The organism is Tianweitania sp., from assembly GCF_032053605.1.
Classification (GTDB): domain Bacteria; phylum Pseudomonadota; class Alphaproteobacteria; order Rhizobiales; family Rhizobiaceae; genus Tianweitania.
Genome location: NZ_DAMBUH010000014.1, coordinates 21,829 through 44,237 on the forward strand (window position 1 = coordinate 21,829; position 22,409 = coordinate 44,237).

Here is a 22,409-nt window from a genome sequence, read left to right on the forward strand (position 1 = left end):
ACGATGGCGCGGGCAATCGCCACACGCTGCTGTTGGCCGCCGGAGAGCTGGCCGGGCAGCTTGTCGGCCTGGCCCTGCAAGCGCACGAGCGCGAGTGCTGCATGAGAGCGCTCGTCGATCTCGGCGCGGGGCAGACCGCGCATCTTCAGCCCGAAACCGACATTCTGCAGCACGGTCATATGCGGAAACAGCGCGTAGTTCTGAAACACCATGCCGAAGCCGCGGTCTTCCGGCTTCAGCTGATCGATGCGCTTGTCATCGATATAGATGCCGCCGCCGGTCGTGCCGAGCAGGCCGGCGATGCAATTCAGCGCCGTTGACTTGCCGCAGCCGGACGGCCCGAGCAGCGCGACGAACTCGCCCTTGCGGATCGTCAGGTCGATTTCGTTCAGCGCGTTGAACGTGCCGAAGGCCCGGCTCATCCGCTCGAGGCGCAACTGGTTGAAGGACAGGGAAGCAAGCGACATGCCGACAGATCCATTCCGAGCATGAATGGGGAAGGGGACTGCGGATAACGTGATCCGCAGTCTTCGATGCGTCGAGTTGGCGCCGGTCAGCCGGCTGCCACCTCTTCGTCCCAGCGGCGGAAGGCCGTGACCAGCGCTTCCGGCTCGAGCGGCAGTTCGATCGGATTGTTGGCGATCCAGTCCTCGTATTCGGGACGGCCGAACTGCGCAATCGTATCCTGGCTCGCCTGCGGTGCCATCTGCAGCGTCACGTCCTTGACGGCCGGACCCGGATAGAAATAGCCGGCATCATAGGAAAAAGCCTGCTGCTGCGGCTGCAGCGCGAACTTGATGAACTCCATGAGCACCGCAACCTTCTCGTCCGAAACGCCCTTCGGGATGGAGAAGTAGTGGGCATCGCAAACCCAGTGGAAGCCCTTAAGCTGGCCGACAGCTGCTTCCTTCTGCACCACGCCGAGTGCGCGGGGATTGATGTCCCAGCCCGTGGTGGTCACAGTCATGTCGCGGGTGCCTTCGCCGAACTCCTTCATCAGGGCGCCGGTGCCGGCCGGATAATACTCGATGTGCTTGTGCAGCTCCTTGAGGTAGGCCCAGGTCTTGTCCCAGCCCTTCGCCGGATCTTTCGGGTCGGTGTCGCCGAGCAGGTAAGGCAGGCCCATCAGGAAGGTGCGGCCGGGGCCGGAATTGGCTGGGCGCGCATAGATGAACTTGTTCGGGTTTTCCTTGGCCCAGGCCAGAAGTTCCTCGGCCGAAGTTGGCGGGGTTTTCACCCGCTCCGGCATATATTCGATGAGCGGGCCGGAGGGGTAATAGGACACCACCACGCCCTTGCCCTTGGCCAGGCCCTGCATGCGCCAGGCCGGATCGAGATAGATCGACTGCAGATCCGGCAGGCCGTTTTCGGGCAGTGCGATAATGTCAGTCCAGATGTCATCGGCAAGACCGGCCGACAGTGCGTCAGGGCCGATGATCACGAGATCGATGTCGATGCGGTTGGCGCGCTGCTGAGCCTTGATCTTGCCCGGCAGTTCCGGCGACGGCGCCTTGTTGAAGGTAAAGCGCGAAACGAGGTCGCTGTGTTCTTTCGCAAAATTGTCGAAGATCGGCTGCGTCAAAGCCAGGTTGCCGGCGGCATCGATGACGTTGAGCGCCACGGGTGACGAGGGCAGCTTTGCGGTCTGCGCAAAGGCGCCCTGGGGCAGAACGAAGCCTGCGCCGGCGGCGACACCAGCGCTCGCCAGAAAGCGACGGCGTGAAATTCCGTATGTCATGACTTCCTCCTCTGTTGTCTGATGGAAACGCCGGCCGCCTCCTCCTTTGGCAAACCGGCGCTTTTCATTCTCAGGCCGCGATGGCCTCCTTCCAGCTTTCGAGCACACGCTTCAACGCGGCTCGGTCCGTGTCTTCCAACCGCGCCAATCCGGGCAGACGCACCGGCCCCACACTCGTGCCCTGCAGGCCGAGCGCTTCCTTCACCACGGTGACGTTCGCGCCGTTGCGATACTTCGTGCGCATGGCCTCGAACGGCGCGATGCTGTCGACATAACCGCGCGCCGTGGCGTAATCGCCTGCTTCCAGCGCCCGCCAGACTGCCATCGACAGGTCCGGAGCGACATTCACAAGGCCGGACGTGAAGCCCTTGCCGCCAAGCGCGTAGAAGGGCAGCGCCCAGCTTTCGGCGAGGCCGCAGATCCAGGTCGCATTTGTGCCCTTGGTGGCGCGGGTGCATTCGGCAAAGAGCATCGTGTTGATCGACGCGAACTTGACGCCGGCAACAGCCGGATGGGTCGCCAGACGTACCATCTCGTCGAGCGGAATCAGGTCGGAACGCACATAAGCCACCAGCGGGAGGTCGACGGCCTCAGCGATCGCGATGAAATAATCGACCTGCGCATGCGGGGCGGCGAAAGGGTCGAGCGGATGGTGGATCATCACGCCGTCTGCACCCTCGGCCTTTGCGGCGCGGGCCACGGTGATCGCTTCGCGCACGGAGCGTCCGGCGGCCGCTGTAAGCGCGGCTCGGCCGTCATTGGCTGCAATGGCGATGGCCTGAAGGCGGATGACCTCGTCCATGGTGAGGCTGAAGAACTCGCCGGTATTGCCGCCCGACACGATGTTGTGCACGCCGGCGGCTCGATCTCGCCGCGATCGTCGTAGGCGGTGACGTGAACGCCTGAGATCCCTTGCAGGACGCGGCGATAATCCTCGATTTCCATGCTTCCCTCCCAGGAGCCAACCCGCCAAGGCTGGCTTAGAAAACCAGTTCGATATGCGTCTTCCCTGCATCCATGATGTGCTGGCGCATCAACCGCTCCGCCGCGTCCTCATCGCGGGAAACAATCGCCTTCATGATGGCCTCGTGCTCGAGAAACGAGATGCGCCGCACCTCTTCTTGAGACAGGACCGTGACGCGGGCCGCGTGGTCGTATGTGCGCTGCGTGTTCTGCAGGCGGCGCAGGTATTCGCAGCCGGACGCATCATGAATCGCGTCATGGAACTGCTCGTTCATCCGGATCAGTTCTTCGACATCCCCGCTTTCCACGGCCGCCAGCATCTTGCCGATCACCGAACGGAGGAGGTCAAACGCTTCAACCGACCCGTGCCTGGCAGCCTGGCGCGCGATGATGCTTTCGAGCGCAGCGCGAGCCAGCATCATTTCTTCCGCTTGCCGCTGCGAGAACGTCACGAAGCTGCCGCGCCGTGGTTCCGTCCGCACCAGACCTTCGGCCTCCAACTGCCGAAGCGCTTCCTTCAGCGGGCTGGTGCTGGTGCCGAGATCGGCCGCCAGCTGCCGCTCGTTCAACCGCGCACCGCTTTTCAGCCGGCCGGAGATAATGGCTTGGCGAAGTTCCTCGTGAACATGCTCACGCAGGCTGCGAAGGCGAATGGGCCGAAAGCCGCTATCGGTCTCCTCCACCAGCATGATCCGCCTCCGTTCCGTGTTGAGGAGGACCATTCCACGGCTCGAACTGATATGCAAGACGTGATGTATCAGATTTCAGTGAGCTTTGTTGGCTTGTCGGCAAGTGGTGCCATACTGTCCGTGAAACGCCCCTTGCCGGCGAAGTTAGAGGAAGAACGTCGAGAACACCGGGAACACCGCGATCAACAACAGGCCGATAAGCAGCGCGCCGATATACGGCCAGATCGCACGCATGGCTTCGTCAGGCGATACGGCGCCGATCTTGCAGGCGATATAGAAGCCGATGCCGATGGGCGGTGCGATCAAGCCGATATTCATCGCCGTCACCACGACCATCGAATAATGGACGTCGTTGATGCCGAGGCTGCGGGCGATCGGGAACATGATCGGTGCCATCAGCACGAGAGCGGGAAGACCTTCGAGCACGCAGCCAAGCAGCGCGAAGATCGCGACTGTTACCGCCATGAAGGTCAGCCATCCGCCCGGCAGTCCGGTGACTGACTGCGCGAGTTGAGAGGCGAACCCCGTTTGCGTCAGAGCCCAGGCCATGGCCGATGCGCAGCCCAGGATCAGCAGGATCGCGCCCGACAAAGCCGCCGTCTCCACGAGCATGCCGTAGAACTTGCGCAATGAGATGCCGCCATAAAGCGTCGCGCCTGTAATCAGGGCGTAAAGAACGGCGATGGTCGACACTTCCGTCGCCGTGGCAACTCCGCCGCCAACGACGCTGCGGATCAGGAACGGCAGAACCAGTGCGGGTGCCGCGATCAGCAGCGCGCGGCCGATTGTCGGAAGCGTAGCGCGCCGCACACCTTCCATCGACTCATGCCGTGCCTTCCAGCGCGCCAGAATGGCCAATGTCACCAACAGCACCATGGCAATGGCAAAGCCGGAGGTGAACAGTCCCGCGATCGACACGCCCGCGGTGGAGCCCAGCACGATCAGCACAATCGAGGGCGGCACGGTTTCAGCCATGGCAGCACCTGTCGCCAGAAGCGCGATCATCTCCGGCGGCTTGTGGCCGCGTCGCTTCATTTCCGGGAAGAGGGCCGGCGCGACCGTCGCCATGTCGGAGACCTTGGAGCCGGAAATGCCCGACACCAGGAACATCGAGCCCAGCAGCACATAGGACATGCCGGCCTTCACATGGCCGAGCAGCGATGCCATCACATTGACGATCGCGCGGCCCATGCCCGTGGCGTCTAGGATGCAACCGAGCAGAACGAAGATCGGCACGGACAGAAGGATGATGCTCGACATGCCTTCATCCATGCGGCCCACGATCACGAAGATCGGCACCGAACTGGTGAAGGTCAGGAAGGACAAAGCGCCGAGGCCGAAGCAGAACGCGATTGGCACGCCCATGACAAGAAGGATGCCCACGCCGACAACCAGGAACACCACGATGTTCCAGTTGCCGAGCGGCACCAGCGCCGGCTCCAGCGCAAACAAGGCACCCCCAACCGCGCCCACGACCGCGGCGGCCAGGAGGAGCATCCGCGCATTGCCGAGCAGAACGTCATGCATGATCACGGTGATCAGCATCAGACCGAGGCCAACCGGCAGGGCGGAAGCGCGGTAGCTCATCGGCAGCACGAGTGCGGCCGAGGTCACGTAGCTTTCCTCGATCGCATAATCGATGGCGGGATAAAGCAGACTGCCAAGGAACACAGCGGTCAGCAACAGGCCCAACGTCGTCACGAAAGCCTGCTTAGGCTCGCTCAAGCGTCGAAGAAACACCGTCAGGCGCAGATGCTCGTTGCGGTCGATGGCGATCGCAGAACCCAGCATGGCCAGCCATAGAAAAGCGAAGGAAGCGACCTCATCGCCCCAGATCAGCGGTGTGGAAAAAACGTAGCGTGCCACCACACCCGCCAGCAACACCCCGATGATCAGCAGAAGCAGGGCTGCGGCCGCCGCTTCCACCGGCCTCATCCATCTCGAGCCGGTCGCGGTCGGTTGCAGTTCGGCAAGCTGGATGTCGTCCAGGACTTCGGAAGTCGTGCTCATGATTGTCCTCCCTGACGGCGCTCCCCTTTTGCCGTCGTGATGTCGCCCGGTTCAGGGCAGATTTTCGCGAAAGATCACGTCGCTGCGCATGGGTTCGGCATCGTTGGCGATCGACTTGCCACCCCGCAGGTTGAGGAAAGTGCCGGCCAGACGGCGGATCGTTTCCTTCGGATTTTGCGTGATCACAGCATCCATCGTTCCGTCCATCAGGAAGGAGCGTGTGTCGGGCGTGAGCCCGTGGCCGACGAAAACGAGCGAATGTTCGCGACGTGCATCCTTCAGCGCCTTGCCAACGCCACTTGCGCCGCCGCCGATATTGTAGATGCCCGCGAGGTCGGGATGCTGGCTGAGCAGCATGCGCATCTGGCGATAATTCATCGCCTCATCGTCCTGGCCCTCGCGGATGCCGACCACTTCGATATGCGGATGGCTTTCCTTCAGCACATGCAGGAAGCCCATTTCGCGCTCTTCGTGGGCGCGATAGCTCAGACTGCCGGCAATCATCGCGACCTTGGCCGGCCGCTCGCCAACGAAGCGGGCAATGAGATAGCCTGCCAGACGCCCGGCCGAACGGTTATCCAGCCCGAGAAAGGCTGCGCGCTGCGCGTTGGCGATGTCCGAGATCAGCGTGACGGTCGGAATGCCCTTTTCTGCCAGGCGATTGACTGCCTCGCGCACGGCAGGATGCTCCAGCGCCATGAAGGCGATTCCATACGCGCTGCGGCCATGGCGCTGCAGGGCCTGCGCCAGCGCTTCCGGGTTGAAGCTCTTGATATAATCGACCGTCGGCTTGATGCCTTGCTCCTGAAGAGCCTCGGATTGCTCGACAATCAGCCGTCCGAGGTGGCCAAGATAGCGATTGGTGCCGGACGGTAGCAGGATCGAGATGTTGGCGGGTGCCTGCATTGAAGCCGCTGCCGAGCTTTCTTCGACATAGCCCAACTCGGCCGCCGCCCGCATGACGCGCTGGATCGTCGGCGCCCGTACGCCCTGCCGTCCGTTCAGCACGCGATCGACGGTCGCTGTCGAAACGCCGGCCTGGCGCGCGACATCGACGATGGTCGAGCGCTTGTCCTGCATGGAAGAGGGTGTGGGTTTGTCGAGCATGGTTACATCAGATTACATCAGAAACGGCATTTGACTTGATGGTTTGTATGATGGATTTGTTGCGGAGGGAAGAGACAATTCTGGGGAGGATGAAATGAAGACCACACTGTCGCGCCGCACGCTGCTCAAGGGTCTGGCTGCCGCACCGGCCGCCGGCGCCGTGTTCAGCATCCCGCGCTATGCGCATGCCGCGGAGATCCGCCTGCGCTACGGTAACAACCTGCCGCTCAGCCATCCGCTCAACATCCGCGCCAAGGAAGCGGCCGACCGCATCGCAAAGGAAACGAACGGCCGCGCCGAGATGCTGATCTTCCCGGCTAACCAGCTTGGCGGCGACACAGACATGCTGTCCCAGGTGCGCAGCGGCGGTCTGACCTTCTTCACGCCGTCGTCGCTGGTGATCGCGACGCTTGTTCCGGCCGCCGCCCTCAACGCCGTCGGCTTTGCCTTCAAGGATTACGATCAGGTCTGGAAGGCAATGGACGGCCCGGTCGGCGCCTTCGTGCGCAACAAGATCGCGGACTCCCGCCTGCATGCACTCGAAACCATGTGGGACAACGGCTTCCGCCAGACGACGACCAGCAGCGGCGCGATTACCAAAGCCGATGACATGGCGGGCTTGAAGATCCGCGTGCCTGTCAGCCCGCTCAGCATCGACATGTTCACCGCACTCGGCGCATCGCCCACCAGCCTGCAGTTCTCGGAAGTTTATTCCGCGTTGCAGACCAAGGTGGTCGACGCGCAGGAAAACCCGCTGCCGATCATCCAGGTCTCCAAGATCTATGAAGTGCAGCAGAACTGCGCACTAACCAACCACATTTGGGACGGCTACTGGTTCATTGCCAACGGCCGTGAATGGTCCGGTCTGCCGGATGACGTGAAGGAGATCGTGTCGCGCGCCATCAATGAAGCCGGCTTGGCCCAGCGCGCAGATATCGCCAAGCTGAACTCCAGCGTGCAGACCGATTTGGAAAAGGCCGGGTTGAAGTTCAACACAGTCGAAACCGACAGCTTCCGCAACAAGCTCAAGGAAGGCGGCTTCTATTCCAAATGGAGCAAGGAGTTCGGCGACGAAGCCTGGGGCGCACTCGAAAGCGTTGTGGGCTCACTGGCCTGATCGCCGGATGATCATGAGGGAGATGCAAGGCATCTCCCCATCAGTTTCCATCAAATAAGCAGACATAAAGACATCAGATGAGTCGCTTCTTCGGAAAGATCCGCCAGGCCGGCTATGTCGTCGACGACATTGAGGCGGCGATGGATTATTGGAGCCGTACGCTTGGGGTCGGCCCCTTCTTCTACAATGAGCGCGTGCCGATCGAAAACTACCGCTACAAGGGCGAGACCTACCAGCCGCATAATTCGGTCGCGCTCGCCAACTCCGGCGAGTTGCAGGTCGAACTGATCCAGACGCGCAACGATGTCCCCTCCATGTATCGCGATTTTCGCGAGGCGGGCCATCGCGGTCTCCAGCACGTCGCCTACTGGACCGATCAGTACGATGCCGATCTCGAGCGCCTGATCAAGCAGGGGTTCCGGGTCGTGATGAGCGGCGAGGTCGGCCAGAATGGCCGCTTCGTGTATTTCGACACGCATTATCACCCCGGCACCGTGATCGAACTGTCGGAAGTGGCCGGACCCAAGGGCCGGATGTTCGATTCCATCCGCCAGGCTTCGGAGAGCTGGGACGGCAGCGATCCCGTTCGGCCCTTCCCGGACCTGTCGAAGCTGTGAGGCAGCCCATGGCGGAAGAGCATTTCGAGGCCGAATATCTAGTCGAAACGCCGCTTGATCCTGCGAAGGTTGCGGAGATCATGGCCGGCGAGCAGTCATCCGGCACCTTCATTCGCGTTGCCGGCGAAACGGACGACCTGCGCGCCCGCGCCCGCGCGGAGGTCATCGCGGTCGATATTCTCGAAGAACGCCCAGAACCGACACTGCCGAGCGCCTGGCTGCAACGGCGGGGCATTGCCGGGCCATTCAAGCGCGCGCGCATCCGCATCCGCTTTCCGATCGCCAATGTCGGCGTCAACCTTTCAGCCCTTGCTTCCACCGTTGCTGGCAACCTCTACGACCTTGGTGAGGTGACCGGCCTTCGGCTGCAAACCATCACCCTGCCGACGTCTTACCGCCGCCGCTACCGCATGCCGAAGCAGGGCATTGCGGGAACGCGGACGCTGATGAACGCGGGCTCGGGGCCGCTGCTCGGCTCCATCATCAAGCCAAATGTCGGCATGTCGTCGGCCGAAACCGCCGCGCAGGTCGCGATCCTCTGCCAAGCCGGCATCGATTTCATCAAGGATGATGAAATCTCCGCCAATCCGGATCATGCGCTGCTGCGTGAGCGCATTCCGGCCGTGATGGCCGAGGTAAAGCGCGCCGAGGATCGCTCCGGGCGGCGGGTGATGATGGCCTTCAACATCACCGATGATACCGACGCCATGCGCCGCCATGCCGATATGGTTGCACGCGAAGGCGGCACCTGCGTCATGGCCAACCTGAACTGGTGCGGCTTTTCGGCGGTGGAAACGCTGCGCCGTTCAACCGATCTGGCACTGCATGGCCACCGCAACGGCTTCGGCGCTCTGTCGCGCTGCGATGTGCTCGGCATCGGCTTTGACGCTTATCAGTTGCTGTGGCGACTGGCCGGCGTCGACCACATGCATGTCCATGGTCTCGACGGCAAGTTCGCCCAGGACAATCAGGAAGTGATCCAAAGCACGGCACTCTGCCTGACCCCGCTCGACGATCAATCCGACGACCGCGTGCTGCCCGCCTTTTCCTCCGGCCAATGGGCTGGAACAGTGCCTGCGACCCGGCAGGCTGCAGGCGGCGATGACTTCCTGTTCATGGCCGGCGGCGGGATTGCGGGTCATCCCGGTGGCGCGGCGGCCGGGGTCGAAAGCATCCGCGCAGCCTTCGAGGCAACGCGCACGGGCCAGACGCTTGAAGATGCCGCAAAGTCCTCGACCGCGCTAAGGCAAGCGCTGGAATTCTTCGGCAGCAAAGCCGCATGAGCGGCCAGAGCCGGCCATCCTACGCTTGGTATGGCGACGATTTCACCGGCGCCACCGATACGCTGGCGACGCTCTCCGCCCGTGGCATCCAGGCCTTCCTGTTCCTCGGCGTTCCATCGCGCGAGCATCTCGAACAGGCCGGCCCGCTAGACGCCCTCGGCGTCGCCGGTTCCGCCCGCAGCATGTCTGACGATGCGATGATTCGCGAGTTGCAACCTGTCGCGACCTTCTTCGCCGAGATTGCCGCACGGTTGATCCATTACAAATGCTGCTCGACCTTCGACAGCGCCTCCCAACTCGGCAACCTCGTCACTGCCGTCAAAACGCTGCGCAGCTCCGGCGCGCGTGAACAGGTGCTTGTGCTCGGCGGTCAGCCGTCGCTTGGCCGCTACTGCATCTTCGGCAACCTCTTCGCCGCTGCCGGACAAGGTGGCGAGGTTCACCGCCTCGACCGCCACCCTACCATGAGCCGCCATCCGGCAACCCCAATGGGTGAAGCGGACCTGCGAGGGCATTTGATGGCGCTCGGCGCACGTGACGTGGGTCTTGTGTCCTGGCGAGACCTTGATGCCGAAGAGGACATCAACCTCGGCGACAAGCCTTATGTCCTGCTCGATGCGCTCAACGAGCGTCACATTGCCTGCATCGGCCAGCTGCTCAGAGCCCGCACTGTAAATGGCGCGCCACAGATCGTCCTCGGCGCCAGCAGCGTCGCCCAAGCCTTCTTCCCAGCCTCCGAGACCACAGCGCCCAACAAAGCTTCTGCCCACAGCGGTCCGACCCTCGCGATCGCCGGCTCGCTGTCACCTTTGACCCGCCGCCAGATCGCAGCCGCGTCCCGCTATCGCAAATTGGCGGTGAACCCGGAACGTCTGCTCAGCGAGGAAGCGCACCGCAAAGCAATCATCAAGGAAGCCGCGAGCCTCCTGAACGAAGGCGCCAACGTGCTCGTCACCACGTCGCCTGAAGACGAAGCCTCGACAAACTCGGCCCACGCCGATCTCGCCACCGCAACCGGTCGACTGACCGACAGCATCCTTAATCAGGCCCCCGTCCGTCGCCTTTTGATCGCAGGCGGCGACACATCCAGCCATGTCGTTCAGCATCTCGGCGTCTGGGGTCTCTCCAGCGCCGGCTCTTTCGCGCCCGGCGTCGCCCTGTCACAAACCCGCAGCGACAATCCCGCCCGCGACGGCCTGTGCCTCCTGCTCAAAGGCGGCCAAATGGGCGAGGAAGCAATGTTCGATCGGTTTGCAGAGCCGCGTGAGGTCTAGGCTCGCCTTAGCCCTGATTGAGCGCTGCTAGTTCACCCTGGATGGCGCGGCGGAAAGGCGATCGCGCAGAACGAGCAGGTCTCTGCAAACCGCTTCGAGGTCCTTCAACGCAAAACCCTCGGCGTGAACGGATCCTTCCTCAGCCAACAACTCCTTGAGCCGGCCATGATAGTGCGCCGTTCCGTCGCCGACGGTCAGGCCCTTGCGCCCTTCAAACGCTTCGTTCCAGGCAATTGCATCCGCCTCGGAAACCGATGAAGGCAAGTCCAGTTTCAACGCCCCGTCTTCAAGCTTGACGGGATAACCGCCCGGCAACCCGTTCGGCCCTGGAACATGGCCGTGCCACACCTTGTTTGCGGCAAAGGCAAGCATCAGGGTGACGCCCGATGCTCCCGAAATTTCGATGGCCGGTTCGGGGGTCAATTGGCAGTGGCTGAAGGCGTGGAACGGATCGGCGATCTCCGTGTCGCCGATGAATACGCGCGGTGCCGCTGCACCTTTGCGCGCTTCCGGCGGCTGACGCCACGGTGCAAGGCACTGGTAATGAGCGAGCACGCGCAGGGGGCCATCATCAAGGTTTTCGCGAGCGCCGGCAAAGACATTCGACAAGATGGCAACGTTGCCGGTTCCGCAAAGCACATCATGGCCCATCGCAGTGATCATGCCGTTGACGACATCGGGAAACGAGCAGTTGATCAGCTTGGTTTGCGGCGCAAGTGCTGAGATCGCAGCGGCCATACGGCTCGAAATCAGCGCCTGAAACACCGCAGTCGCGCTCAACCCGCCTTCCGCAACCAGATCGGTCCAGCGCGAACCACCGTCGGAAATCACGCTCGACGTCTGGATCGATGCCGCTTGAACCACGAGGCGCGGCTGGTGTTCGAGAATGACAGCCTCGCTGGCGCCCGGCTCGAGCAGGTCGATTTCCTGCGTGGCGAAGCGTGCCGGTGTATCGAACATTGCCGCACGCGCATTCCCGGCCGTCCGCAACCAGTCGAGCCGCATCCGGTTGCGGCCGGCAATCACGACGTTGATCGGCTCCCTCGCCGTTGATGCGATGTCGAGTGCGATGCGTCCGGCGAACATGCCCGTGCCGGTAATGAGGATGTCGCAACTCATTTGGATGCTCCTTCGCGGATCTTCGGCTTGTGGCTGGGAATGTTCGCTTCCCACCGCATGTCCGGCCGCTGCGGCAGAAGATGCTTCTGGATGCGCTGGCTTGGCGTGCGGGGGAATTCCGGCACCAGCGCGATGTAGCGGGGGCGCTGATAGGCTGCGAGCTGGTGCGACATCCATGACCAGATAGCGGCCGGGTCGGGCTGCGACCCTTCGCGCGGCTGGATGAACAGCTGAATATCGTGCTCGCCGATCTCTCCCGGCACGCCGACCATTGCGGCTTCGGCAACGTCCGGGTGGCGGTTGGCAACGCTCTCGACTTCAAAGGCCGAAACATTTTCGCCCTTGCAACGGACCGAGTCCGTCATCCGACCGTGGAAGAACAGCATGCCGTTCTCGTCCCAGGAGCCGAGATCGCCGGTGTGGAAGCCGTCGTCCTGCAGTGCCTTCGCGGTCGCTCGCGGATTGGCATAGTAGCCCTGGGTGATCGCACCGGGCAGGGACGTGCGCACGACGATCTCTCCCCGGCCTTCGCCCGGTCCCAACGTCCGGCCGGTCTCATCCTTCAACGTAATGTCGAACCATGGCATCGCACGTCCGACCGAACCGACCACGCCTTCGGCATTCCACGAGGTCAGGCTGGAGCATTCGGTCATGCCGTAGCATTCACGGATCTGGATTCCGAAACGCTTCTCAAATGGAAGCCAGGCTTCCGGCGCGCAGCCGCCGCCCCAGGCAACACGAACCTTGTGGTTGCGCTCCCAAGGGCTGTCGGGCTGTTTGAGCAGGATCTGGATAATGCCGCCGAGATGGTGGATATGCGTGCAGCCCGCTTCGGCAACCTGCTGCCAGAACCGCGATGCGCTGAATCGGTCGGAGATCGTCAGCGAAACGTTGCGCACGAAAGGCAGCAGCAGAACCTGCGCGCCGCCGATATGGTAGAACGGTTCCCACATGAAGAGGTTGTCGCCGGGAACGACATCGGCACACAGGCTCACCGCTTCCGCAGCCAGCTCCAGCATCATGTGGGTCACCATCACACCCTTTGCCGGGCCGGTCGTGCCCGAGGTGAACATGATGGTGGCGAGATCGTCCGGTCCGGCGAAGTCATCTGCAGAGGGCTTTTCGGCTTGCGTCGGCAGACCGCGATCGGAGATGATCTCGACCCGGATCGAAGCGGCCTCGGGCATCCCTTCAAGAGCACCCTCAACGCCGGCATCGCAAAGGATGAGGCTGGGCTGGGTGGTGCGCAGCACATGCTGGAGCGGCGCGCCGACAAGGGCCGGGTTGACCGGCACCCAGACGAAGCCGCCGCGCATCAGGCCGTGGATCAACGACAGCGATGCCAGGCTGTTGGCCATCATGACCACCACCCGGTCGCCTCGCTTGATACCGAGGTCGTGCAGGCGCTGAGCCATCGCATCGGCTGCCGTCGCGAGCGCGCCGAACGTCACAGGGCCCGAAGCGGTTGCCGCATAGATGCGGTCAGGTGTGGCGCGCGCCAGGTCCTGAAGGCGGTTCGCCAGTCCTAGGATGTGCTGCATGAGTTTGGAATGCCTTGATATCGGGCCAGACAGAACGAACTGTCCGGCATCATTCACTTCTGAAGTTTGCGGGTTGCGAGCAGGATCACTGTGACGATGAGCAGCACCACCACGGACACCGCCGCGAGGGTCGGGTTGAGCTGCAGGAACATGTCATCCCACATCTGCTTCGGCAGCGTCGTCTTAAGGCCGCCCGAGATGAAGATCGCGACCGTCAGCTCATCGAAGGAGGTGACGAAGGCGAACAAGGCAGCCGAGATCACGCCACCGCGCAGAAGCGGCAGGGTGATGCGGCGCAGGATCGTCAAACGCCCGGCACCCAGCGTCTCCGCCGCCTGGTTCAGCCGCCAGTCATAGCTCTTCAACACCGCACCGATCGTGATGAAGCAGTAGGGAATGGCGAGAAGCGTGTGGCCAATCACAAGGCCGGTATTCGTCGCAACCAGACCGATCTGCGCCATGAGGTAGAAGAGGCCCACAGCAATGACGATCCTGGGCACCACCATCGGCGCCAGCATCAAAGCGAAAATCGGTCCGTTCCAGCGTGACTGACTGCGCGCCAAAGCCAGTGCTGCAAGGCCGCCGAGCACCGTGGCACAGAAGGCGGTTGCGAAGGCGACGCCGAAGGAGCGCAGCGTTGCGGCAAGCCACACCGGCGAGGAGAAATATTGCTCAAACCAACGCAGCGAATAGCCCGGCGGCGGGAACTGCAGCGAGCTCGCCGAGGTGAAAGCCAGCGGAAACACGACCAGGATCGGCGCGACGAGGAAGATCACCGCGATCAGGGCATAGATGCTGAAGCCACCTTTGGCTGAAGGGTCCTGCGAAGCGAAGCGGTCGAACGGGCTGGACAGCCAGGCAAGGGCTTTCAGAACGCGTTGCCCGCCTGCGCGCAGCGTCGCACTACCACGCGGAGTACCATCAACCTTTGGTGCCTGACCGGACAGTGCGGAAAGGCCGAAGAACTTGTTGTAGATCCAGATCGCAACCAGCGTCGCCGCCACCATCAGGCTGGCGAGAACTGCGGCAAACGACCAGTTCACCAGCTCCTGCACCTGCGTGATGATGGTCTGCGCCAGCATGGTCTGGCCGCGCCCGCCGAGAAAGGCTGGCACGATAAAGAAGCCGAGCGAGGTGATGAAGGTCAGCAAACCGGCTGCCGCCACACCGGGCGCGGACAGCGGGAAGTAGATCAGCCAAAACCGCTGCGAGCGGCTCGCACCCATCGTGCCGGCCGCAAGCGATAGCCGGTTGTCGATGCTGTTCATGACCGGCAACATGGTCAACACGGCCAACGGCATCATCGCATGCACCATGCCGATGATGACGCCAAGCTCGTTATACATCAGCCGCATCGGCCGCTCGAGCAGACCGGTATCCGTCAGCAGTGAATTCAAGACGCCGCGATTGCCGAGCAGGATCATCCAGGCGAAGGTCTTGACAAGATAGGATGTCCAGAATGGCAGAAGAACCAGCAGCGTCATCAACGATTGGCGACGGCTGTCCATCTTCGACAGCCACAATGCCAGGGGATAGCCGAGCAGCAGGCAGAACGCCGCCGTCAGGAATGCGATGCGGAAGGTAATGCCGAGGATGCGCCAGTAGACGGGCGTGTCGATCAGGCGCGTATAATGCTCAGCCGTCAGCGCACCCGTGCCGGGATCCTGGACGCCCAGCACGAAAAGCCGTGCCAGCGGGAAGATGAAGAACACCGCCAGCAAGGCCAGCGCCGGAAGCACCAGCCAAAGCGGGCCGAACTGAAAGCGCCGCGGCGCAGAAACAACAGCACTCGCGCTCATGTCACGATTCTCGCTGCTGTTTTCAGCCAATGAACCGCCACCTCGTCGCCGATCGACGGCAGTTCGCCGGCCGCAGGATCATGGCGCAAGGTCAGGTTTGTATCGGAGCCGAGCGTCAGCAGAAGCCGCGTCTCGGCCCCCACATAGATCAAGTCCGTCAGCCTGCCCGACACGCCGTCGAAGGCGTTACCCGGCGCCGTACCCAGCCGCATCTGTTCCGGCCGGATGATCAGCGACACATTGGTTGTGGAACGATCACGCGCCGTATGTTTGCCGCTGAACGTGCCAAACGGCATGCGGATGGTCGCGACATCACCGTCGCGCGACACCTTCTCACCGCTCAGCACATTGGAATGGCCGATAAAGGTCGCGGCGAAGAGCGTTTCCGGATTGCCGTAGATCTGGCTCGGCGCACCGATCTGTTCCACCCGCGCATGGTTCATGACGCAGATGCGGTCGGACATTACCAGCGCTTCTTCCTGGTCATGGGTCACGTAGATGATCGTGGTGCCATATTCCTTGTGCAGCCGGCGAATTTCGAGCTGCATATGCTCGCGCAGCGCCTTGTCGAGCGCACCCAGCGGCTCATCCATCAGGATCACCTTGGGACGGAACACAAGACAACGCGCCAAGGCGACACGCTGCTGCTGGCCGCCGGACAACTCCTTGGGGAAGCGGTGCGCGAACTGGTCGAGCTGAACCTTGCGCAACGTTTCTTCGACGCGCGTCTTCATCTCGGCCGAAGGCAGCTTGCGCATTTCCAGCGGGAAGGCGACGTTTTCGGCAACCGTCATGTGCGGGAACAACGCATAATGCTGGAACACCAACCCCATGCCGCGCGCGTTGACGGGCCTGTGCGTCCAGTCCTCACCGTTGAAGATCAGGCGCCCTTCGCTCGGATCGGTCAAACCCGAGATCATCTGCAGCAAGGTAGTCTTGCCGGAACCCGATGGTCCCAGCAGCGTGAGGAACTCGCCGTCTTCGATGGTCAGGCTGGTGGGTTCGAGCGCTGTGAACGTGCCATAGCGCTTCGACAAACCTTCGAGCACAAGCGCGCCCTGCTGAGATGCCGCTGCCATTGGGGCTCCTGGAAAATAATGCCGATCAACGCTGCCCCGAAGTTATGCCGGGCAAGCGTCTTTGGCCGAAAGAGGTGGTCAGGGGAGCAGCACGCACCGCTCCCCGAAATGGAACAGCCTAGTCGAGCAGCCAGCCGTTGAAGCGTTCCGTCAACGCGGCACGATTGGCCTTCCAGAACGGCTCGGATGCCAGCGACATCAGTTCCAGGTTCTTCGGGGAGGTCGGCAGGATCGCCGCGCGGTCGGCTTCGATGTGATCGTAAGCCTTTAGATTGGTCGGGCCGTAGGCCAGGTCGTCGGTGAACTTCGCCTGCATCTCGGCCTGAGCGCAGAAGGCGACGAACTGACGGGCCAGATCAGCCTTCGGATTGCCCTTCGGCACGCCCCAGCCTTCAATGGAATATAGGCCGCCGTTCCATACGATCTTTGCGGGAGCACCGCCGTCGATGGCTGCCTGGAAACGCGCGTTCCAGCCGGCGATCATGTCCACTTCGCCGCTTTCCAGCAGCTGCGTGGACTGTGCGCCGCCGGTCCACCAAACGTCGATCTTATCCTTGATCTCGTCGAGCTTGCGGAAGGCACGATCGACATCCAGCGGATAAAGATCCTTCGGCGCCACACCGTCAGCCATCAAGGCGATTTCCAGCGTGTCGATCGGGTTTTTGCGCAGGGAACGGCGACCGGGGAACTTGTCGAAATCCCAGAACGCGGCCCAGCCTTCGGGCGCTTCGGTGATGGTGTCGGTGTTGTAGGCGAGTACGGTGGAATAAACGTCGGTGCCCAGCATGTTCGGGTGAACGGCTTCCGGCATCACGTCGGATACTTTGGTCGCATCTAGATTGAGCGGCTCAAGCAAACCCTGTTCTTCAAGGATCAGCCGCGCGGAAAGCGTGATCGTGCATACGTCCCAGATGTAGGATTTGGTATCCACGATCGACTTGAACTGTGCCGTCGGCTCGGCATCGCGCGCCACGCTGTTGATGGCGATGCCTGTTGCCGCGGTGAAAGGCTCGTAGAACGCCTTGCGGTAGCCTTCGGTGAAGGGACCGCCCGGATCGGCGACAACCAGCGATTGCTCGGCATGAGCGCGGCGCATCAGCATGGGTGTAGCAAGCGCTGCTGCTCCTGAAGCCAGGAGGGTTCGGCGCGTTAGAACTGGAAGAAGCGACTTGGTCATTTCTGTTCTCCTCTGGTTGTTGAGCCGCACCGTTTGCCGGCGTCGGTAGTGGCATTCCAGGCGCGTCCATTGCCTGGAATGCAGTCTCGTCAAGCCTTGCGTGCGGCGCGGCTTGCCAGGAACTTCTCCATCATCGCCGAAGGCTCACCGGAGGCATAAGCCTCGCGCTGGATGCGCACGCCGGAAGTCATGGCGTCGTCGAAACCTTCCTGTGTCAGTTCGGCGAAACGCTGACGGTTGAGGCGCATCGCGACCGGCGGCTTGCCCGCCAGAAACTCAGCCAGTTCCAGCGCGGCGGATTGAACCTGGTCTTCTTCGACAAGGCGCGAGATCAACCCAAAGCCGAAAGCTTCCTGCGCATCCAGCATGCGCCCGGTCAACGTCAGGTCGATCGTCCGTGCCAAGCCGAGGATTTCGCGCATGATCCAGCTGCCGGTCACCGTGGCGATGCCAGAATTGATCTCGGGCTGTCCCATCTTCACGCCGGCATGCGCAACGCGCAGGTCACACAACAGCGCCACCTGGAAGGCAGAGCCTGCCGCCACGCCGTTCAGAGCGGCGACGATCGGCTTCGATCCCAAACGGAACAGGTTGTAGAGCGTCTTCCACTCTCCCATCCAGCTTTCCGCGCGATCGGCATCGAAGCTCTTACTTTCCGAAAGATCTTGGCCGGCACCGAAAGCGCGGTCACCTGCGCCGGTCAGAACGATCGCACGCACCTGATCGTCCGCTTCGGCAGCCTGCAGTGCGGCAATCAGCTGATCACGCATCGGCGTGTTCCAGGCGTTAAGCTTTTCTGGCCGGTTCAAGGTCAGGCGACGAACTTGACCAATGGTTTCAGCCAACACGAATTCCTGGGACACGCTTCCTCCTTATTGCAATGCAATAGCTGTTATTGCATGATGCAACTGAGAAAACGGATCGGTCAAGCGGGGTTGTTAAAAAACTTAGGTTGAAAGCTGCTGGACGGATCGATCGAGCCGATCTATCGCGCTGTAGATCAATGTCTTTCCGGGCGTGGCAGTTGTTGCAAGTTGACCGGAAGTATCGAAATCAAGCGCTGCCCGGCTAAGCTGCAAAAGACGGGTACTCGAAAGGTCAGGAACAAGAATGCAGGACAAACCGGCCACGGCGCGGCGCGAAGATCCTTTGATGGTCCAGTCCGTTGCGAAAGCGTTTCGGGTGTTGACCGTCTTCGATAAAGGGCATGGATCGCTGACTCTATCGCAGATCGCCCAGCTCACGGACATGGATGTCAGTGCTGCGCAACGCTTCACCCACACGCTGACACAACTCGGCTATCTCAAGCGCGATCCGGTAACACGTCAGTTCGAGCTGACCATCAAGACCCTTGATCTTGCCTATCATTACACGCGCGGTTCACGCCTGGTGGACCGAGCGATGCCTGTGCTGCAGCATCTCAGCAAGGAAACGCAGGAGGCAATCAGCCTGACGATCCTCGACGGCACGGAGATCGTCTTCGTCACGCGCTATCTCAGCCGGCAGATGCTCAGCACGGACGTCATCACCGGTTCGCGTTTGCCGGCCTATTGCACCTCGCCGGGTCGCGCGATCCTATCGTGTCTGCCCGAAGCGGAAGTGCGCTCGATCGTGGAAGCCTCGGAGCTACAAGCCTATACGTCATCGACCCCCAAGAGCGCCGATGACATCCTTGACCTCGTTTCCAAAGCCAAGCTGGACGGTCATGCCGTGGCCTTTGAAGAAATTTACCACGGGGACGCTTCAGTCGCCGCGCCAATTCTCGGCTCCAACGGCGCGGTGGTTGCGGCGGTCAGCATAGCGGTGCCATTGGCCCGCTTCAGCAGGGAGGAAGTTCTGGCGACTTTCCCCAAGCTGGTGGTCGCGGCGGCACGGAGCATTTCTTTCGGCTGACAGGATAGGCCGTCCTGCGGATCATTTGCTTGTTGACAGCGAACCGCTTTGACGCTCCCATGATGCAATACGAGTTATCGGATTGCAATAACATGCTGGATGGCCCGACCTTGTTTCGGCCCGCTGTGGAAAGGCGGCCGGACATCACGATCCGCTTTGAAGGGCGAGACATTCCCGCCTGTGCGGGCGAAAGCCTCGTCACGGCACTGCTCACTGCCGGAGTTCTGACAGGTCGCTCAGAATTTGATGGCACGCCGCGTGCCGGCTTCTGCTTGATGGGCGTTTGCCAGGAATGCACGGTCTGGACATCCACCGGACAGCGGCTTCGCGCTTGCATGACCGAAGCGCGGGCTGGTCTCGATCTGCGTGCGAGTGCGCCTTTCGAGACCTTTGCGTCATGAGCTTGCCGCAGCTTCCGCCGGTGATCGTCGGCGCTGGTCCAGCAGGACTTGCCTGTGCCGCAACCTTGGTGGAAGCGGGACTGCGCCCGATCTTGCTTGAGGAAGCGCGGCGACCGGGCGGGCAGGGCACCCGCCGACTGTCGCCGGCCATGATGCCGTTTGCGGAGCAGTTCTTGGGACGAGCTTACGCAAACAAGACCGCGACACGCGAAGCCCTCGAAGATCGCCTTCTTACCCGCTGCGACTGGCGGCCTGGCACATTGGCCTGGGGCATCTTCGAGGATTGCCTGGAGGTGGTGCAGGATGGTCGGCATGATAGCATTCGGTTCGATCAGTTGCTGGTCGCTGTCGGTGCGACCGACCGGCTGATGGCCCTGCCTGGCTGGACTTTGCCGGGTGTTTTCACCTTGGGTGGAGCGCAGGTCGCGCTCAAGCAGCATTCAGCCTTCATCGGCCAGCGCGTGGTCATGGCCGGCTCGTCGCCGCTGCTCTACCTCGCCGCAGTTCAATATGCCCGCATGGGGCTGGCCGATCTCACCGTGGTCGACACGTCGAAGCCGGCAGACAAACGCCGCGCTGCCATCGGCATGGCGCTGTCAGCACCGACCACATTTGCAGAAGGCCTGCTCCTCCTTGCCGAACTGAGACGCAAAGGAGTACGGCGCATCGAAGGTGCAGAGCTTCTTCGTGTAAACGGAACGAATAGGGTCGAAGCCATCGAGATCCGCCATGCTGACGGACGTGTTGAGGCGTTGAGCTGCGATGCCGTAGCGCTGGGCCATGGCCTCCGTCCGGAAACGCAACTGGCTGAACTCGCTGGCGCAAAGCTTAAGTTCGACCCGATCTTACGCAACTGGTTTCCCGAAACAGACGAAGACGGACGCGCCGGTGATCGCCTCTGGCTCGCCGGCGATAGCGCGATGACCGGCGGGCGGATCGCTGCGGCAGAAAGCGGGCGCTTGGCCGCTTATTCTATGCTTTCAGCGAGAGGCATGACCGTGCCTGCAGACGTAACCAAGCTGCGTCGGAGCGTTGCGAAACTTCGTCTCTTTCAGCAGCGAATGGCCTCTGCCTTCCGTTGGCCGAGCCACCTTGCTGCCGATCTGCCTGACGAGACAATCGTGTGCCGTTGCGAGCGTGTCCACGCCGGTGCGATCCGCGAAGCCGTTCGCAAGCAAGCCGGACCGGTCGAGGTCAACCGCGTGAAAGCGGTCACACGCTGCGGAATGGGGCGCTGCCAAGGCCGCTTCTGCGGCCAAACCCTGCAGGAACTGACCGCGGTGACCAGCGGCGTGCCGGTGGAAACCGTTGGCCGTTTGCGTGCTCAGGCGCCGGTACGTCCGATCCCCATCGAAGCGGCAATGAAAGAGGACGGTCTTTGACGCGCTCGTCTTCGTTCGACGCCATCATCATCGGCGGTGGCTTGTTCGGTTGCTTCGCCGGCCTGTTCCTTGCTCGCTCAGGCCAGCGCGTCGCGGTGCTGGAACGCGGCTATGTCGGCGCGCAATCGAGCGGTGCCAATTTCGGTGGTCTCCGACTGCAAGGTCGATCCCTGAGCCAATATCCGCTTTCGCTTGCGGCCCAGCATCACTGGGAGACGTTTGAAGAGCTGACCGGCGAAGGCTGCGAATACGACCGTAACGGAATGGTCTATTTCGCCCACACCGACGCTGGTCGTGAGCGCTTGCTTGGCTATGCCGAAAACTCGCGCAAGTGCGGTTTGGAGATTGCGCTGTGGGAGAGCGAAGCCCTGCGCCGCAACCTTCCCTGGCTCGCACCCTCCGCTCTGATCGCGTCCTTCTCGCCGCGCTGCGCCGTCGCCAATCCCCGCACCGCAACGCCTGTCGTCGCGCGCGCCATGATCGGGGCGGGCGGGGCTTTGCTGCAGAACTGCGACGTGACGCAGGTCGATCACAAGGACGGTCTCTTCACCGTCTCGGGAACCGGCTTCGAGCCTTTAACCGCACCGGTCCTCGTCAATGCCGCCGGCGGATGGGCTGGTCAGCTGGCCAAGCAGTTCGGCGAAGACGTCCCGCTCTTCTCCGCCGGCCCGCCGCAGTTCGTCACGGAACCGCTTCCCTATGTCCTCCAGCCTTCGGTCTATGCCATCGAAGGCGACATGATCCTGCGCCAGACGACGCGCGGCAACTTCATTTTTGCTGGCTATCCGCGAACGCTAGCCAACGCCGACGGCCGCCATACCTTCGTTCCCCCGCACAAGACCCTCAACGGCATGCGCGCCGTCGCCACGCACATCCCGGCGCTCCGCCATGCTGAGGTGATGCGCGTTTGGTCCGGTGTGGAAGGCTATTTGCCGGACATGCTGCCGATCATCGGCGCAAGCCAGACTACCCCCGGCCTCTTCCACGCCTTCGGCGGCAGCGGCGGTGGGTTCCAGATCGCGCCGGCGGTCGGAGAATGCCTGGCGCATCTGATCTGCGGCGATACTCCGCCCGTCGATCTTGCTCCCTACGCCATCAGCCGCTTCGCTTCGGCGATCGAGGCCAGTGAAAAACTGACGCGGGAATTTGATCGGGTTTGAGCCGAACAAAGCCGGCATAAGGCTGCGGAAAAGGGGGCAATAACCGGGGAAATGATCCGA

The 22,409-nt window shown here is 62.2% G+C and carries 18 protein-coding genes and 2 pseudogenes; 8 read left to right on the forward strand and 12 right to left on the reverse strand.

Annotation, left to right across the window (positions count from 1 at the left end; genetic code table 11):
* The 6 genes and pseudogenes from RTX98_RS05485 to RTX98_RS05510 all read right to left on the reverse strand — a co-directional run.
* Positions 1 to 467, reverse strand: a pseudogene (locus tag RTX98_RS05485) (ABC transporter ATP-binding protein); the annotation flags it as partial.
* 86 nt (positions 468 to 553) lie between these two features.
* Positions 554 to 1,738, reverse strand: coding sequence for an extracellular solute-binding protein (locus RTX98_RS05490; protein WP_312795159.1), 1,185 nt, complete (start codon positions 1,736 to 1,738; stop codon positions 554 to 556).
* 70 nt (positions 1,739 to 1,808) lie between these two features.
* Positions 1,809 to 2,683 (reverse strand): annotated as a pseudogene (locus tag RTX98_RS05495) (dihydrodipicolinate synthase family protein).
* 35 nt (positions 2,684 to 2,718) lie between these two features.
* Positions 2,719 to 3,390, reverse strand: a complete 672-nt coding sequence (locus RTX98_RS05500; protein ID WP_312795160.1) for a GntR family transcriptional regulator — start codon at positions 3,388 to 3,390, stop codon at positions 2,719 to 2,721.
* A gap of 144 nt (positions 3,391 to 3,534) precedes the next feature.
* Entirely contained in the window at positions 3,535 to 5,400 is a 1,866-nt protein-coding gene (locus tag RTX98_RS05505; RefSeq protein WP_312795161.1) for a TRAP transporter large permease subunit, read from the reverse strand.
* Between the two features lie 51 nt (positions 5,401 to 5,451).
* Positions 5,452 to 6,507 (reverse strand): LacI family DNA-binding transcriptional regulator, encoded by a 1,056-nt coding sequence (locus RTX98_RS05510; RefSeq protein WP_312795162.1) that lies wholly within the window; start codon positions 6,505 to 6,507, stop codon positions 5,452 to 5,454.
* A 94-nt stretch (positions 6,508 to 6,601) separates the two neighbouring features.
* Here RTX98_RS05510 and RTX98_RS05515 point away from each other — a divergent pair, with 94 nt between their 5' ends.
* From RTX98_RS05515 to RTX98_RS05530, 4 genes are all read left to right on the forward strand, one after another.
* The gene (locus RTX98_RS05515; protein ID WP_312795164.1) at positions 6,602 to 7,624 is read left to right on the forward strand and encodes a TRAP transporter substrate-binding protein; all 1,023 of its coding nucleotides are present in this window, start codon (positions 6,602 to 6,604) and stop codon (positions 7,622 to 7,624) included.
* Positions 7,625 to 7,701: 77 nt separating this feature from the next.
* Complete coding sequence (locus RTX98_RS05520; RefSeq protein ID WP_312795165.1) at positions 7,702 to 8,241, forward strand: VOC family protein; 540 nt, start codon at positions 7,702 to 7,704, stop codon at positions 8,239 to 8,241.
* Between the two features lie 8 nt (positions 8,242 to 8,249).
* Positions 8,250 to 9,524 (forward strand): RuBisCO large subunit C-terminal-like domain-containing protein, encoded by a 1,275-nt coding sequence (locus tag RTX98_RS05525; RefSeq protein ID WP_312795166.1) that lies wholly within the window; start codon positions 8,250 to 8,252, stop codon positions 9,522 to 9,524.
* Positions 9,521 to 10,798, forward strand: coding sequence for a four-carbon acid sugar kinase family protein (locus RTX98_RS05530; RefSeq protein WP_312795167.1), 1,278 nt, complete (start codon positions 9,521 to 9,523; stop codon positions 10,796 to 10,798). The genes RTX98_RS05525 and RTX98_RS05530 overlap by 4 nt, the downstream gene beginning before the upstream one ends.
* A 27-nt stretch (positions 10,799 to 10,825) precedes the next feature.
* Here RTX98_RS05530 and RTX98_RS05535 read toward each other — a convergent pair whose 3' ends face one another.
* The 6 genes from RTX98_RS05535 to RTX98_RS05560 form a co-directional block, all read right to left on the reverse strand.
* Positions 10,826 to 11,917 (reverse strand): hypothetical protein, encoded by a 1,092-nt coding sequence (locus RTX98_RS05535; protein WP_312795168.1) that lies wholly within the window; start codon positions 11,915 to 11,917, stop codon positions 10,826 to 10,828.
* Complete coding sequence (locus tag RTX98_RS05540; RefSeq protein ID WP_312795169.1) at positions 11,914 to 13,458, reverse strand: class I adenylate-forming enzyme family protein; 1,545 nt, start codon at positions 13,456 to 13,458, stop codon at positions 11,914 to 11,916. The genes RTX98_RS05535 and RTX98_RS05540 overlap by 4 nt, the downstream gene beginning before the upstream one ends.
* Before the next feature lie 53 nt (positions 13,459 to 13,511).
* The gene (locus tag RTX98_RS05545) at positions 13,512 to 15,257 is read right to left on the reverse strand and encodes an ABC transporter permease subunit (protein WP_312795170.1); all 1,746 of its coding nucleotides are present in this window, start codon (positions 15,255 to 15,257) and stop codon (positions 13,512 to 13,514) included.
* Positions 15,254 to 16,336 carry an ABC transporter ATP-binding protein gene (locus tag RTX98_RS05550; protein WP_312795171.1) on the reverse strand — a complete coding sequence of 361 codons (1,083 nt, stop codon included), beginning with the start codon at positions 16,334 to 16,336 and terminating at the stop codon, positions 15,254 to 15,256. The genes RTX98_RS05545 and RTX98_RS05550 overlap by 4 nt, the downstream gene beginning before the upstream one ends.
* Positions 16,337 to 16,454: 118 nt before the next feature.
* A complete protein-coding gene (locus RTX98_RS05555; RefSeq protein ID WP_312795172.1) occupies positions 16,455 to 17,513 on the reverse strand; it encodes an ABC transporter substrate-binding protein in 1,059 nt (352 codons plus the stop codon).
* Between the two features lie 89 nt (positions 17,514 to 17,602).
* Complete coding sequence (locus tag RTX98_RS05560; RefSeq protein ID WP_189506667.1) at positions 17,603 to 18,376, reverse strand: enoyl-CoA hydratase/isomerase family protein; 774 nt, start codon at positions 18,374 to 18,376, stop codon at positions 17,603 to 17,605.
* Between the two features lie 247 nt (positions 18,377 to 18,623).
* On the opposite strand from RTX98_RS05560, the gene RTX98_RS05565 reads away from it, so the two are divergent.
* From RTX98_RS05565 to RTX98_RS05580, 4 genes are all read left to right on the forward strand, one after another.
* Complete coding sequence (locus RTX98_RS05565) at positions 18,624 to 19,406, forward strand: IclR family transcriptional regulator (RefSeq protein ID WP_312795174.1); 783 nt, start codon at positions 18,624 to 18,626, stop codon at positions 19,404 to 19,406.
* Between the two features lie 92 nt (positions 19,407 to 19,498).
* On the forward strand, positions 19,499 to 19,807 hold the full coding sequence (locus RTX98_RS05570) for a (2Fe-2S)-binding protein (protein WP_312795175.1): 309 nt from the start codon (positions 19,499 to 19,501) through the stop codon (positions 19,805 to 19,807).
* The gene (locus RTX98_RS05575; protein ID WP_312795176.1) at positions 19,804 to 21,189 is read left to right on the forward strand and encodes an NAD(P)/FAD-dependent oxidoreductase; all 1,386 of its coding nucleotides are present in this window, start codon (positions 19,804 to 19,806) and stop codon (positions 21,187 to 21,189) included. The genes RTX98_RS05570 and RTX98_RS05575 overlap by 4 nt, the downstream gene beginning before the upstream one ends.
* Positions 21,186 to 22,349: an FAD-binding oxidoreductase gene (locus tag RTX98_RS05580; protein ID WP_312795178.1), complete on the forward strand. Its 1,164-nt coding sequence runs from the start codon at positions 21,186 to 21,188 to the stop codon at positions 22,347 to 22,349. The genes RTX98_RS05575 and RTX98_RS05580 overlap by 4 nt, the downstream gene beginning before the upstream one ends.
* Positions 22,350 to 22,409: the final 60 nt, after the last annotated feature.